The sequence below is a fragment of the Arthrobacter sp. CDRTa11 genome (assembly GCF_026427775.1).
Classification (GTDB): Bacteria; Actinomycetota; Actinomycetes; order Actinomycetales; family Micrococcaceae; genus Arthrobacter.
The window spans coordinates 2,792,660-2,805,686 of the sequence record NZ_CP044532.1; the positions used below are offsets into that span (position 1 = coordinate 2,792,660).

The 13,027-nt window shown below is 66.4% G+C and carries 12 protein-coding genes; 9 read left to right on the forward strand and 3 right to left on the reverse strand.

The window, feature by feature from the left end:
* Nucleotides 1–72: 72 nt before the first annotated feature.
* The gene (locus F8G81_RS12480; RefSeq protein WP_267275059.1) at nt 73–1,173 is read left to right on the forward strand and encodes a hypothetical protein; all 1,101 of its coding nucleotides are present in this window, start codon (nt 73–75) and stop codon (nt 1,171–1,173) included.
* Nucleotides 1,174–1,176: 3 nt separating this feature from the next.
* Here F8G81_RS12480 and F8G81_RS12485 read toward each other — a convergent pair whose 3' ends face one another.
* The gene (locus tag F8G81_RS12485; RefSeq protein ID WP_267275060.1) at nt 1,177–1,437 is read right to left on the reverse strand and encodes a hypothetical protein; all 261 of its coding nucleotides are present in this window, start codon (nt 1,435–1,437) and stop codon (nt 1,177–1,179) included.
* Nucleotides 1,438–1,533: 96 nt separating this feature from the next.
* Here F8G81_RS12485 and F8G81_RS12490 point away from each other — a divergent pair, with 96 nt between their 5' ends.
* The 4 genes from F8G81_RS12490 (at nt 1,534) to F8G81_RS12505 (ending at nt 8,622) form a co-directional block, all read left to right on the forward strand.
* The gene (locus F8G81_RS12490; RefSeq protein ID WP_416377049.1) at nt 1,534–4,320 is read left to right on the forward strand and encodes an ATP-dependent RNA helicase; all 2,787 of its coding nucleotides are present in this window, start codon (nt 1,534–1,536) and stop codon (nt 4,318–4,320) included.
* Between the two features lie 187 nt (nt 4,321–4,507).
* Entirely contained in the window at nt 4,508–4,657 is a 150-nt protein-coding gene (locus F8G81_RS12495; protein WP_267275061.1) for a hypothetical protein, read from the forward strand.
* Between the two features lie 160 nt (nt 4,658–4,817).
* A complete protein-coding gene (locus F8G81_RS12500; RefSeq protein WP_267275062.1) occupies nt 4,818–6,314 on the forward strand; it encodes an HNH endonuclease signature motif containing protein in 1,497 nt (498 codons plus the stop codon).
* A gap of 127 nt (nt 6,315–6,441) precedes the next feature.
* The gene (locus F8G81_RS12505; RefSeq protein ID WP_267275063.1) at nt 6,442–8,622 is read left to right on the forward strand and encodes an elongation factor G-like protein EF-G2; all 2,181 of its coding nucleotides are present in this window, start codon (nt 6,442–6,444) and stop codon (nt 8,620–8,622) included.
* Between the two features lie 11 nt (nt 8,623–8,633).
* Here the strand turns inward: F8G81_RS12505 and F8G81_RS12510 are convergent, their stop codons facing one another.
* A complete protein-coding gene (locus F8G81_RS12510) occupies nt 8,634–9,299 on the reverse strand; it encodes an alpha/beta family hydrolase (protein WP_267275064.1) in 666 nt (221 codons plus the stop codon).
* Nucleotides 9,300–9,428: 129 nt separating this feature from the next.
* Here F8G81_RS12510 and ligD point away from each other — a divergent pair, with 129 nt between their 5' ends.
* A complete protein-coding gene (gene ligD / locus F8G81_RS12515; protein ID WP_267275065.1) occupies nt 9,429–10,451 on the forward strand; it encodes a non-homologous end-joining DNA ligase in 1,023 nt (340 codons plus the stop codon).
* Nucleotides 10,452–10,456: 5 nt separating this feature from the next.
* Here ligD and F8G81_RS12520 read toward each other — a convergent pair whose 3' ends face one another.
* Nucleotides 10,457–11,077, reverse strand: coding sequence for an L-threonylcarbamoyladenylate synthase (locus F8G81_RS12520; RefSeq protein WP_267275066.1), 621 nt, complete (start codon nt 11,075–11,077; stop codon nt 10,457–10,459).
* A 118-nt stretch (nt 11,078–11,195) separates the two neighbouring features.
* Here F8G81_RS12520 and F8G81_RS12525 point away from each other — a divergent pair, with 118 nt between their 5' ends.
* The 3 genes from F8G81_RS12525 (at nt 11,196) to F8G81_RS12535 (ending at nt 12,909) form a co-directional block, all read left to right on the forward strand.
* Entirely contained in the window at nt 11,196–11,630 is a 435-nt protein-coding gene (locus F8G81_RS12525; RefSeq protein ID WP_267275067.1) for a VOC family protein, read from the forward strand.
* 101 nt (nt 11,631–11,731) lie between these two features.
* Nucleotides 11,732–12,352: a hypothetical protein gene (locus tag F8G81_RS12530; protein WP_267279202.1), complete on the forward strand. Its 621-nt coding sequence runs from the start codon at nt 11,732–11,734 to the stop codon at nt 12,350–12,352.
* Nucleotides 12,353–12,369: 17 nt separating this feature from the next.
* Entirely contained in the window at nt 12,370–12,909 is a 540-nt protein-coding gene (locus F8G81_RS12535) for an HAD domain-containing protein (RefSeq protein ID WP_267275068.1), read from the forward strand.
* The last annotated feature ends 118 nt before the right edge of the window (nt 12,910–13,027 follow it).

Here is a 13,027-nt window from a genome sequence, read left to right on the forward strand (position 1 = left end):
CGTCCGGCAAAGGCCGGCACCTTAGTGGCGGAGTAAAATTCGGGCTACAAGCTAAATCAACGAGCGGCAGATATGCAGGGATTGGTATGGCGCCTCAAAGCGCTGGATCCTGAGGCGTCCGAAAGCCTTAAGGTCATCGCGTACTTTGACGCGCTGGTTGACGGACATGCCAGCGCCCAGGTCCTGCTCAGCGGTGCTGCCGTCCTGAGTGGCTGCCCAGCAGGATATGCCAGTGATGGCACCGCCTTCCGGGTTGACGCCTCCGGAACGAAGACCGACGCCGGGGCTCCGGCTCCCGGAGCACCCGACGGCGGCTGGCCCGGGCACGCTTTCGGCGACGGCGGCCGGGTGTGGATCGAGCGTTCGGGCCCGCCCTTTGCCAACGACGAAATGATCCTTGAGCGGGTGGCGATCGCCCTGGGGATCTCCCTGGACCGCACCAGTCCGGTGGCCGCTTCACGCCGGGCAGTCGAAACGCTCCTGGATGGCAGCGCGCCCTTGGACAGGCGGATGGATGCGGCCGCCATGCTCCACCTTGACCGTCAAACGTCCTACCGGGTGATTGCTGTTCCGGCGTCCACGGACCTCGCAGGGCCAAGGGCCGTCATCTACACAGACGCAGGTCCTGTGCGTGCAGGGGTGCTCCGGTCCTCCGCAACAGACGGGGGCGAAGGCCGGAACACCGCCCGGAATACCGCCCGGAACACCGGCCTGAATACCGCCCGGAATACGCCGGACGCGTCCCCGGCGGGGATCGGCCTGGCCATGACCCCGGAGTCGCTCCACCGCTCGTGGGCAACTGCCCTGCTGGCCCTCCGGCTGACGAGCCCGCGCCACCCCCGGCAGCTTGCGGACGATTTGGGGAGCCTGCTCGTGTTTGCGGAGGCGGCCGATGCCTCCGCGTATGAAACGCCCGACCTCACGGCACTCAAACGCCTTGTGGGGCAGCACCCCAAAGCGCTCGGCCTGCTGGAATCCATCGCCTCCGCGAACAGCCTGCGCGCCGTCGCAGACGAGGCCGGCCTCCACCACTCCAGCGTCCAGGCCCGGGCTGCTGACTACTCCACGGAGCTCAACTTTGACGTCCGCACTGCGCCGGGCCGGGTACGCCTGTCGCTGGCCCTCGCGCTGTACAGGCTCCGTACGGCCACGTTCGGCCAGGAAGTGCCGTAACCGCTACTCCGCCATCCCGGGCTGAACGGGCACGAACTCAATCCCCGGATTTACCTTCTTTGTGGGACCCCGCGAGAAGCCTTTGGCGTCCAGCTGATTCCCGGCGCGGTAGGCCGCCAGGGCGTCGTCGTACGCCTCGTTGAGACGGCGCCCGGTCAATACTTCCTGTGTTCCGTCAGTGAAGACGACGGTGATGGCGGCGCTGCCCGGGAAGTGCCTGCTCATGCGGATAAAGCCTTCGGAATCCTGCTGGAGGGTAATCACTGTTGTTCACGCTTTCCTGGTAGTCGGATTCAAGTCTGACCCATATTGGTTCCTGACCGTGCATCCGGTCAGCGGGCCTGTGCGCACAATGGACTGGTGACCTTTTCGAGTACCCCTCCCCGCCGTAATGCCCCGGCCAGTCCGGGCAGCGGATTCTTCCAGCTTTCCCGTATCGGTGAGGGCCTGGCCTTTGCGGAGTCGCTGGCGGAGCTTACGGCGGTGCTGCGGCAGGGAGGGGCCGCGGGAACGGCAGTGGTCCAGGCCCCTCCCGGCACGGGCAAAACCACGCTGGTACCGCCACTGCTCGCCAACCTTGCCGCGGAAGGATCTCCTGCTCCTGCGCGGGTGGTTGTCACGCAGCCCCGGCGGGTGGCAGCCCGCGCGGCGGCCCGGCGCCTGGCTTCCCTCGATGGCAGCAGGGTGGGGAACCGGGTGGGATACACCGTCCGGGGCGAACGCCAGGTGAGCCCGGGGACCCTGGTGGAGTTCGTGACACCAGGGATCCTGCTGCGCCGCCTGCTCGCAGATCCGGGCCTGGAAACCACCTCCGCCGTGATCCTCGATGAAGTCCACGAACGCGGCCTGGAAACCGACCTGTTGCTCGGCATGCTTGCCGAGGTCCGCCAGTTGCGCGGTGATCTTATGCTGGTGGCGATGTCCGCCACGCTGGATGCGCCCCGGTTCGCGGCGCTGCTGGGCTTTGATCCCCAGGACAGCGGCGATCATCAGGACCACGGCGATGAAGACGGCGGCCAGGACGACGGCGGGCGCCCGGCCCCCGTCGTCGACTGTCCGTCCGCGCTGTACCCCCTGGAGATCGCATGGTCACCTCCCGCGGCGCCACGGCTGGACAGCCGGGGCGTCACCCGCTCTTTCCTGGACCATGTGGCGGACACCGCCGCGGCCTCGTATCTGCAGTCAGCCGCGGCCGACGGCGGCCTCGACGCCCTCGTTTTCGTCCCTGGCGCCTGGGAGGTGTCCTATGTTGCTGCCCGGGTGCGCAACCGGGTGGGCGCCGGGATGGAGGTGCTGGAGCTTCACGGGCAGGCAAGCCCTGCCGACCAGGACCGGGCCGTGTCAGGGCGGGGTCCCGGCGGCCTCCCGCGCGTCATCGTCTCCACCGACCTCGCCGAATCCTCCCTCACCGTTCCGGGCGTGCGTCTGGTTATCGATTCCGGACTGACCCGTGAACCGCGGCGCGACGCCGGCCGCGGAATGTCCGGCCTCGTGACTGTTTCCTGCTCCCGGGCATCGGCCGACCAACGGGCGGGCCGTGCCGCACGCCAGGGGCCTGGCACGGTGGTGCGCTGCTACGACCAAAGAACCTTCGGCGCTGCCCCCGCCCACGTCACCCCTGAGATCGCCGTGGCCGACCTGACCGGGGCTGCCCTGGTTCTGGCCTGCTGGGGTTCACCCGGAGGGCGGGGACTGCAGCTCCCGGACGTGCCACCGCGCCAGGCCATGGACGACGCGGTTGAGGTCTTGCGGGAACTTGGTGCCGTGCGGGCGGACGGCACCGCCACCGAACACGGAAAGATCCTGGCCAGGATCCCTGTGGATCCGAGGCTTGCGCGCGCCTTGCTGGATGGCGCTGCCATGACAGGTCACCGGGCTGCGGCGGAGGCTGTCGCCCTGGTCTCAGGCGACCAGCGCGCTCCCGGCGCTGACCTTACCCGGCTCCTGGCCATCCTGCGCGGGGGCAAGGACCCCGCCGCCCGGCGCTGGGCGGAGGAGGTCCGGCGGTTGGAAGCCATCGCACGCCAGGAGCGGGCCGGCGTCGGGCCTTCCATTGCCATGGGAACTGTCGCCGGAGCGGAAGCTGTTGGCGCCGTCGTCGCCCTGGCGTTTCCGGACCGCGTGGCATGGCGCGTTCCGGGCGGAGTGCAGGAGCGTTACCTGCTGTCCTCGGGCACACGCGCCGGGCTGCCGGCGGCAAGCACTCTCTCCGGGCACGAATGGCTGGCGGTCGCTGAAGTTTCGCGGGCCCAGGGCCGCGACGCCGCCGGGACGGGCGCCGTTATCCGCTCCGCCGCGCCCATCACGGCGGAGATAGCCCAGTCGGCGGCTGCCGGCCTGCTCACCGATTCCGTGGCGGCATCATTCAGCAACGGCCGGATCACCGCCCGGCGCGAACGAAGACTGGGCGCGATCGGCCTCTCCTCAACGCCGGTGCGCCCGTCCGCGGAGGAGGGACGAATGGCCGTGGCAAGTGCGCTGGCAGCCGAAGGCCTTGGCGTGATCGGCTGGTCGACGGCGGCGGACGCCCTGCGCCGTCGGCTCGCCCTCCTGCACCGGGAACTCGGCGATCCCTGGCCGGATGTTTCCGAGCGGGCATTGCTGGCGAAGCTGACCACCTGGCTGGGTCCGGAGCTTGAAGCCCTGGCCGCTGGCGCTTCCGCCGGCGGAATAGACCTCACCGACCCACTCCGGCGGCTGCTGCCGTGGCCCGAGGCCTCGAGGCTCGGGGAACTCGCGCCGGAGTGGCTCGAGGTGCCCAGCGGCTCCAGGGTAAGGATCGATTACCCTGACCTGTCGGAGTCCCCGGTTGAGCAGGACGCGGTGTCGGAGAAGGCAACGACGGATGCTGCAACTACGGCAGATGCGGCGCGGCAACAGGCTAGCAGCCCTGTTGTCGCCGTGAAGCTGCAGGAGTGCTTCGGCTGGGCGGAGACTCCACGGCTGGTGGACGGGCGGGTGCCTGTGTTGTTCCATCTGCTCTCGCCCGCCAGGCGCCCCCTTGCCGTGACGGGCGACCTTGCTTCTTTCTGGTCCGGGCCCTATGCCCAGGTCAGGGCGGAGATGCGGGGCCGCTACCCCAGGCATCCATGGCCTGAGGACCCGTGGTCAGCGCCGGCCACCGCACGGACCAAACGGAAAATGTAACCTGCCTGGGGCAGATCAATCGGAGCGAGGTCGGCGGAAACGCAGCAAAGTCTCATGCGGGTTTCCGCCCTGCGTGAGAACTCCGATACATAGACGAAACGTGGCGTCGACGTGCTGAAACATGCCCCCGTTAGGCTCGTGGTTACTTGGACAACGTGGTCCACACAAGACACGGAAGGACGCAATGATGTTGCTTTTTACCAGCCTTAACTTCTTGCTCGATGCCCGCCGGAATGACGACAGCCCTGCGCATGGGGCCGGAAGCGGCAAGACCGGGTTCCCCCATGGCCAGCTGACCTCCACCGCCTGGGAAGGGTGGTGGCACGACGACGCCTAGGCTAGACAAATGAACTCGAGGCGGATCGAGCACGAGCGGGGCCGATAATCCCCGCAGCAGCTCAGTGCGTCTTCCTGCTGCGTTTGCGGGTGCGGGACGTCTCCGGGAGCAGGCGAGGTTCGGGACCGTTAATGTCGGTGCCCACTGACAAGCTAAGGGTATGGACAACGGGGACGTCGTGGAGGCAGTAGACGCACCTGGCGCTGCCTTGGTCCTGATCGAAGCAGCCTCCTCCTCTGCCGACACAGGTTCTGATTCTGGTTATAGTTCTGGCGCTGACTTTGATGCTGAGCCAGGCTCTGGCGCCGGTTTTGATCCTGACGCACGTTCTGATCCGTTGCGGGATTTGGCCGAGGAATGCCTGGCCGACATGGCGGAGGCTGCCCGTGATGAGGCCCGGGCCGCTGCCCGGAAGGCCCGCGCGGCCGCCACCTACGCGGACGCCTGCCGCCGCCTGCTTCCCCCGTCGGCCTCACTGCACGACCAGTCTGTGGCGGAGATGGGCATGGTCGCCGAGGTCGCCTGTGTCCTGACCATCAGCGAAGGCACCGCCTCAGCCTTCCTGGTCCAGTCCCGCCAACTGAGCACCGAACTGCCCCGCACCCTGACAGCCCTACAGGCCGGGGCCATCTCATGGCAGCACGCCCGGATCCTCTGCGATGAAACCACCGGCCTGGGCCCCGCCGGCGCCGCAGCCCTCGAAACCCACTTCCTGGACCCCGACGCCCCCAACGCCGCCCGCAGCTGCCTTGCCGGGGACCTCACACCCTCCCGGTTCCGCGCCAGGGCCCGGACCTGGCGCGAACGCCACCACCCCGTCTCCATCGAAACCCGCCACACCAAGTGCGTCCTGGACCGCCGGGTCGAATACACCCCGGACCGCGACGGCATGGCCTGGCTCTCCGCCTACCTCCCCGCAGACCAGGCCGCCGCCATCTGGGAACACACCACCACCACAGCCCGGGCCCTCCAAAGCCCCACCGAGCCCCGCACCCTCATCCAACTCCGCGCCGACACCCTCGCCACCGCACTCCTCAGCGGAGAAACCACGAACGGCGAAAAGAACCGGCCCACTGGCGGCGAAGAGCGCACTCGTGATGACGACGCAGAGCGCACAGCCGGGCAGGTCCCGCCGCCGCGGGCCCAGGTACTGGTCACCGTGCCCGTCTTCTCGCTCCTGGGCCTGACCGATGAACCTGCCACCCTCGACGGCCACGGCCCCATCCCCGCCTCCATGGCCCGGAACCTGGTCGCCAACGGAGCCGACTCCTTCCACCGCGTCCTGACCGACCCCCGCGACGGCGCACCACTGGAAATCGGCAGAACCAGCTACCGCCTCACCACAGCCATGCGCCAATGGCTCAGACTCCGCGACGCCAAATGCCCCTTCCCCGGCTGCAACAACCACTCCCTCGACAACGAAGCAGACCACCTCCTCGCCTGGGCAGACGGCGGCACCACCGGCATCAGCAACCTCGGCCAACCCTGCCGAAAACACCACCACCTCAAACACAACACCGCCTGGCAACCAACCCCAGCCAGCAAAAACCAACCACCCGGCTGGACCTCACCCACCGGCCGACACTACAAAAGCGAACACCAAGACTGGGAACCACCCACCTGGCCGGACAACTCACTCACCGAGCGTCTCACCTGACATCGGCGCCGCTGCCCCGGGTTTGCGATGGCACCCGTTTTCCTCTTGCTGTTCAGTCACCTGAGGGTGTCGAATCGTCTTACCAAGGCTGCGTGGCGGCTGACGATTGAGACGGCAGGAGACAGTCATGTCGGTGAAAGGCACCAACGGCCGGGGCAAGGCCCCCGGCCGCACTAATTCTGATCTCCGGCGGGCCGACGGGTCCGGGGGAGGGCCGGCAGATGCACCGGAAAAGGTCCGGAACGTTGCGCTCGTGGGACACTCAGGCGCGGGAAAGACCCTGCTGCTTGAGGCTCTGCTGGCCGCCACGGGCGTGATCTCCCGCAAGGGTTCAATCGAGGACGGCACCACGGTCAGCGACGCCGAGCCCTCGGAGATCCACCAGCAGCGCTCAGTGGTGTTATCTGTTGCCCCGCTGGTGTTCGAAGGCATCAAGGTCAATGTTCTGGACACCCCGGGCTACGGGGACTTCACCGGCGAGCTGCGCGCTGGCCTCCGCGCGGCGGATGCGGCACTCTTTGTGGTGTCCGCCCTGGACGATATCGATGCGGCCACCACAGCGTTGTGGGCGGAATGCGACCAGGTTGATGTGCCCCGTGCAGTGGTGATCAGCCGGCTCGATCATCCCCGGGCGGACTTCGAAGGAACCGTGGAGGCGTGCCGCCGGGCCTTCGGCGACGCCGTCGTTCCGGCTTATCTGCCGGTGCGCACGGGATCAGCCATCACAGGGCTGCTGGGGCTGCTCTCCGGCACCGTATCCGACTACACCAGCGGTGGCCCTGTCCCGGAAGTGCGGGCCGCAACACCGGACGAGCTTGCGGCCTCGGTGGGCGAGCGCGGTACCCTCATCGAGGGGATCATCTCCGAGAGCGAAGACGAATCCCTGATGGACCGCTACCTCGGCGGCGAGGAGATCGACGTCGACGTCCTGGTGGATGACCTGGAGACTGCTGTGGCACGCGGTTCCTTTTTTCCCGTTTTGGCCACATCCGCGGAAACCGGTCTGGGCCTCACTGAACTGCTGGAAATGCTGACGCGTGCGTTTCCCTCGCCGGTGGAACGCAGCCTGCCGGAAGCGACGGATCTGGCCGGCAAACCTGCCGGCCCGCTCACCTGCGACCCTGCGGGACAGTTGGCCGGGGAGGTTGTCCGGACCACCATCGATCCCTTCCTGGGCCGGGTCTGCCTGGTCCGCGTTTTCTCCGGCACGCTGCGGGAGGACTCAGCCGTGCATGTTGGCGGCCGCGGACTGGCCGAACGCGGCCATGAGGACCACGACAGCGATGAGCGTCTCACCCACCTCTACTCGCCTGTGGGGGCCAGCCTCAAACCCGTGCCTTATTGCATTGCCGGGGATATCTGCGCCATCGCCAAACTGGCAAATGCCGAGACCGGTGACACCATATCGGCCAAGGACAACCCGCTGCTGGTGGAATCGTGGGATATGCCGGAGCCGCTGATGCCGCTCGCGGTGGAGGGGGCCTCGCGCAGTGACGAAGACGCCCTTGCCAAGAGCTTGGGGAAAGTGGCGGCAGGCGATCCCACCCTCCGGGTGGAACGCAACTCCGAAACCCACCAGCTGATTTTGTGGTGCATGGGGGAGGCACACGGCGAGGTGGTCCTGGACCGGCTGCGGGACCAGGGCGTGAAACTGGAAACAGTTCCGGTGATCACGCCATTGCGCGAAACATTCGCGGCACCGGCCGCGGGCCACGGCCGCCATGTCAAGCAGTCCGGAGGACACGGGCAATACGCCATTTGCGATATCGAAGTCGAGCCCCTGGAACGCGGCGCGGGGTTTGAGTTCCACGACAAGACAGTTGGCGGCGTCGTTCCCGGCCACTATATTCCTTCCGTGGAGAAAGGCGTCCGTACCCAAATGCAGAAGGGCGTATCGGCAGGATTCCCGGTCGTGGACATCCGGGTGACCCTGGTGGGCGGCAAGGCACACAGCGTTGACTCGTCGGACGCCGCGTTCCAGGCTGCGGGCGCGCTGGCACTGCGTGAAGCGGCCGCCGCGGGCCGTATCCAGCTGCTCGAACCGGTTTCCTCAGTGGTCATCACCACTCCGGATGAGTACGTCGGCCCGGTCATGAGTGACATGTCCTCCCGCAGGGGACGGGTAACAGGCACCACGTCGATAGGCGGCGAACGCACGGAAGTCATCGCCGAAGTGCCCGACGGCGAATTGTTGCGTTACGCCGTCCAGCTGCGGGCGCTCACCGCCGGGACTGGCCGCTTCCGGCGCAGCTACCTGCGTCACGAACCGGTGCCGGGCAACGTTGCCCCGGCCGGCAACCATGCCTGAACGGCCCTGTTTCAGGCATGAGCCCGCATAAACGCCGCCACCCGCCCTGCGAGTGAGGCCCCGATCTCTTCAGCGCTGCGCTTGGCGCCCGCCACGGCGAAGGAATGGTCGCCGCCTTCTACCCACTCAAGCGTCGCGCCGGAACCAATCCGGGCAACCACCCCCTCGAGAAGCTCGGGAGTGGCGAACGTATCCCGGGTTCCCTGCAGGAACAGCATGGGAAGTTCCAGTCCGTACAGATGCTCATCCCGAAGCTTCTCCGGCTTGCCCGGTGGATGCAACGGGTATCCGAGGTAAACCAGGCCTTTGGCGTCCATGCCCTCTGCGACGGCCATGGAGGCCATCCTGCCGCCAAAGGATTTTCCTGCCGCCCACACGGGCTCCCCGCCGGACCGTGACCGGGCAGCGTCGAGGGCTGAGCGCCAGGCGGCGATCGCGGCCGGTGGCCTGTCGGGGAACTTCCTGCCGGCTTCACGGTAGGGAAAGTTGAAGCGCAACGTGGCCACGCCGTCGTCGTTCAGTGCCCGGGTGAAGCCACGCATGAACGGGTGCTCCATTCCGGCGCCGGCGCCATGGGCGACCACCAGCGTGGCGGAAGGATTGTCAGGGCGGGCATAAACCCCGGAAACTTCTGTTTCTCCGGTGGGAATGGTGAGGGAGGACTCTGGAACGGGCATGGACTAATCATGCCCGATCCGGATGCCGGGGCCTTCCCGGCAGAGCCCGAAGTGTCTGCCCTCCCTGTTGGCCCGCCTCTGTCTGAGCCGGATCTGTCTGATATGGCAGTTCGGGTGTAGCTTGTCCCCATGGCCAGCGAACAGACCACCCTTTCCGTCCCCGGCCCCAGCGGCAGCCGCGAAATGCGCATCTCCAGTCCAAGCCGGGTTCTCTGGCCGGACCTCGGCCTGACCAAGCTGGACCTGGCCCGCTACATCGTCGAAGTGGGGGAAGCCTTCATAGCGGCCAACGGTGACAGGCCGGTCTCGCTGCAGCGGTACTCGGACAACATCGATGGCGAAATGTTCTTCTCCAAGAACCCACCCAAAGGGACCCCTGACTTTGTCCGGTCGGTGAAAGTGGTCTACCCGAGCGCGCGTTCGCATCCGCAACTGGTCCTTGACGAGCCGGCAGCCGCTGTGTGGGCGGTGCAGATGAACACAGTGGTCTTTCATCCCTGGCCCTCCCGTACCGAGAACACGGACAATCCAGACCAGCTGCGCATCGACCTGGATCCCCAGCCCGGGACGGACTTCGATGACGCTGTTCCCGCCGCGCTGGTGCTGAAGGAAGTGCTGGCGGAGGCAGGACTGGACTGCTTTATCAAGACGTCCGGAAACCGTGGGCTTCACGTCTATGCGCCCATCGAGCCGACTCATGAATTCCTGGAGGTCCGCCACGCGGTGATCGCCGCAGCCAGGGAGGTGGAACGGCGCATTCCGGACAAGGTGACCACCGCGTGGTGGAAGGAGGAACGCGGCCAGCGGGTGTTCCTGGACTTCAACCAGGCCAACCGCGACCGGACCATCGCCGGCGCCTACAGCCCGCGCGCACTGCCGCATGCCCCGGTATCGTGCCCCATCACGTGGGATGAACTGGGCACCGCCGACCCCAAGAACTTCACCATCCTCACCGTCCCGGAACGCCTGAAGACTGTCGGAGACCCGTGGGCGGACATGGGTGCGAAGCCCGGCACCATCGACACCCTGCTGGAGTGGTGGGAACGCGACCTTGCATCAGGACTGGGAGAGATGCCATTCCCGCCCGACTACCCCAAGATGCCGGGTGAGCCGCCGCGTGTGCAGCCCAGCCGGGCGCGCAAACAGGACTAGCGGGCCTATTCGAACCGGGACGGATCCCCGGCGCCATAACGGGCCACCTCGGCCACGCCGCTGGAGAAGTCGATGACCGTGGTCGGTTCGGCCCCGCAGTCACCGGCATCAATCACGGCGTCCACCTCATGCTCGAGCCTTTCCTTGATCTCCCAGCCATTGGTGAGCGGATCTGCCTCATCCGGAAGCAGCAGCGTGCTGGAGAGCAGCGGCTCGCCGAGTTCGGCCAGCAACGCCTGCACCACCCTGTTGTCCGGGATGCGCACGCCCACGGTCTTCTTCTTCGGGTGCAGGAGCCGCCGGGGAACTTCCTTGGTGGCGGGCAGGATGAAGGTGTAGCTGCCGGGTGTCACCGACTTGATGCTGCGGAAGACGTCATTGCCGATGTTGACGAACTGGCCCAGCTGGGCGAAATCCTTGCAGACCAGGGTGAAATGGTGTTTGGCGTCAAGTTTTCGAATGGTCCGGATACGGTCCAGGGCATCCTTGTTGCCCAACTGGGCGCCCAGCGCGTAACAGGAGTCCGTGGGGTAGGCGATCAGCCCGCCGTCGAGCACCATGCGGACTGCCTGGGTGATGGCCCGCGGCTGCGGATCCTGCGGATGAACGTCGAAGTATCTGGCCATGACCCCGAGCCTACGGTGCCACGGCTGATAAGTGCAGTTCACCCCTATCAACAGCGCCGTGTTTGGGGCAGGATATTGACTGTTCTTTCCTGTACCAAGACCTCAAGGAGAACCAGCCATGCCCACAGTGCTCAACCCCTACCTTGGCTTCCGCGACAACGCCCGGGAGGCGATGAACTTCTACCAGAACGTCTTTGGCGGCGAATTGACACTCAGCACCTTCGGCGAATTCCAGGCGAGCGAGGACCCCGCCGAGACGGACAAGATCATGCACGGCATGCTGACCACCAGGCAAGGGATGGTCCTGATGGGGGCCGACACCCCCAACTCCATGGAGTACGCACCGGGCGGGTCAATCTCTGTCTCCATCAGCGGCGACGACGAGGCCGAGCTGCGCGGCTACTGGGACAAACTGGCCGGCGACGGCGGTAGTGTGACTGTTCCCCTGGAGCAGGCGCCCTGGGGAGACATTTTTGGCATGTGCACCGACAAGTTCGGCGTGGCGTGGCTGGTCAATGTCAACGGCGCGCAGCCCGGCGGTCCCCTGACTTAAGGTTCCTTGAAGCTGGCCACCCGCGATGGGACGATGGAAGGGTGCCCCTCTTTGATTTTCTCGCTCACTACTGGTGGCTGGTTTTCCCCCTCAGCGGTGTGATGGGCGGGTGGGCCAAGTCCTGGCAGATGTCCACCGAACGCAGGCATCAGCGCAGGGTGGAGCTGTACAAACTCCGGAACCAGTCCCTGCAGGCCGAGAAGGTGGCCATCGCCGACGTCGAGTCCCTCATGGCTGCCCATGATGCCGTGAACCGCCGCTGGCTGGACTACGAACTGGACGTCGGCAAGCTGATTGACTTTCCGTTGATGACTGATGTCCGCGAACCCCTCACGGTGGCTTTCCTGCGGGCCAAACGTGAGGCGGACGGGCTGCGCCCTTCGGCGGCCAAAGAGCTGACCGCACCGTCACGGCTTGAGGCTTACCGGGCGTCGGTCAATGCCTTTGAAGTGGCCTTCGCCGTCGCGGAGCGGGAAGCCAAACGGATCAGGGACACCAACTTTTCCGGCCCGGAGCGTCTGCGGCTGGCCACGGCCCGGAAGCTGCTGCGGCTCGCCGAGAACGACGCCGCCACCCCCGCGGAGCGGCAGGCTGCCTATAAGCGGGCCCGCCGGGAATTGGACGGCCTCATAGTGCTGCCGGATGCCACAGTTGCCGCGCTGGAGGAGAAAGTGGCGCCCATGCTCGATTCCGGCCGCCCATCGGATTCTCCGCAGCGGTAGGTCCGGGGGAGGCATGTGTGAAAAGAGTCTCCCTTTACCTCGACGTGGACGGGGTGATCTGTCCGTTCGGACCTGCCGGGGTCAGTGAATGGGGCTCGCCCTGGCGTTACGCCAATGCCGGCCTGTTGTCAGTCGCATTTGCCCAGGAGCTCGTCGACGGACTGAACGGACTCGCCACCCTTGACGGACTCCGGTGCGTGTGGCTGACCAGCTGGGAGGACCTTGCACCCGAGTACCTGTGCCCCTCCATTGGCCTCAACGCGGCGGACTGGCCCTACCTGACGGCGGCAGGAGCAGGAGCAGGCGCAGGAGGAGTCCTGGGTGAAGCCCACGGGGAAGGGTGGTGGAAACTGCGTGCCATCCAGGATGACATGGACAGGTATGGCCCTGACGCCGTGGTGTGGATCGATGACCAACTCAGGTATGAGGTGGAGGCGCAGGCGTGGTCCAGGATCCTGGGACGGCGCATCCTCCTGGTGTCACCTGACCCGCGCCGCGGAATCTCACCTGCCGAGCTCGGCGCCGTCAGCTCCTTTCTGGAACAGCCGGTGTTTTGACCTGATGCCATGGACGCGTACGATCTATAAGGTTTCACGCCGCTTCTGCAAACACCACAGGTCATTCCAAGCGAACAGCTGGTGAATTATGCTGTGCAGGGGCAGGCGGGGGAAAGAA

Coding starts and splice junctions, on each gene's coding strand:
- F8G81_RS12530 (WP_267279202.1), top strand. CDS start 11,732: ATGGGCGGGTGGGCCAAGTCCTGGCAGATGTCCACCGAACGCAGGCAT.
- F8G81_RS12510 (WP_267275064.1), bottom strand. CDS start 9,299: ATGCCCGTTCCAGAGTCCTCCCTCACCATTCCCACCGGAGAAACAGAA.
- F8G81_RS12525 (WP_267275067.1), top strand. CDS start 11,196: ATGCCCACAGTGCTCAACCCCTACCTTGGCTTCCGCGACAACGCCCGG.
- F8G81_RS12480 (WP_267275059.1), top strand. CDS start 73: ATGCAGGGATTGGTATGGCGCCTCAAAGCGCTGGATCCTGAGGCGTCC.
- F8G81_RS12495 (WP_267275061.1), top strand. CDS start 4,508: ATGTTGCTTTTTACCAGCCTTAACTTCTTGCTCGATGCCCGCCGGAAT.
- F8G81_RS12520 (WP_267275066.1), bottom strand. CDS start 11,077: ATGGCCAGATACTTCGACGTTCATCCGCAGGATCCGCAGCCGCGGGCC.
- F8G81_RS12500 (WP_267275062.1), top strand. CDS start 4,818: ATGGACAACGGGGACGTCGTGGAGGCAGTAGACGCACCTGGCGCTGCC.
- F8G81_RS12505 (WP_267275063.1), top strand. CDS start 6,442: ATGTCGGTGAAAGGCACCAACGGCCGGGGCAAGGCCCCCGGCCGCACT.
- ligD (WP_267275065.1), top strand. CDS start 9,429: ATGGCCAGCGAACAGACCACCCTTTCCGTCCCCGGCCCCAGCGGCAGC.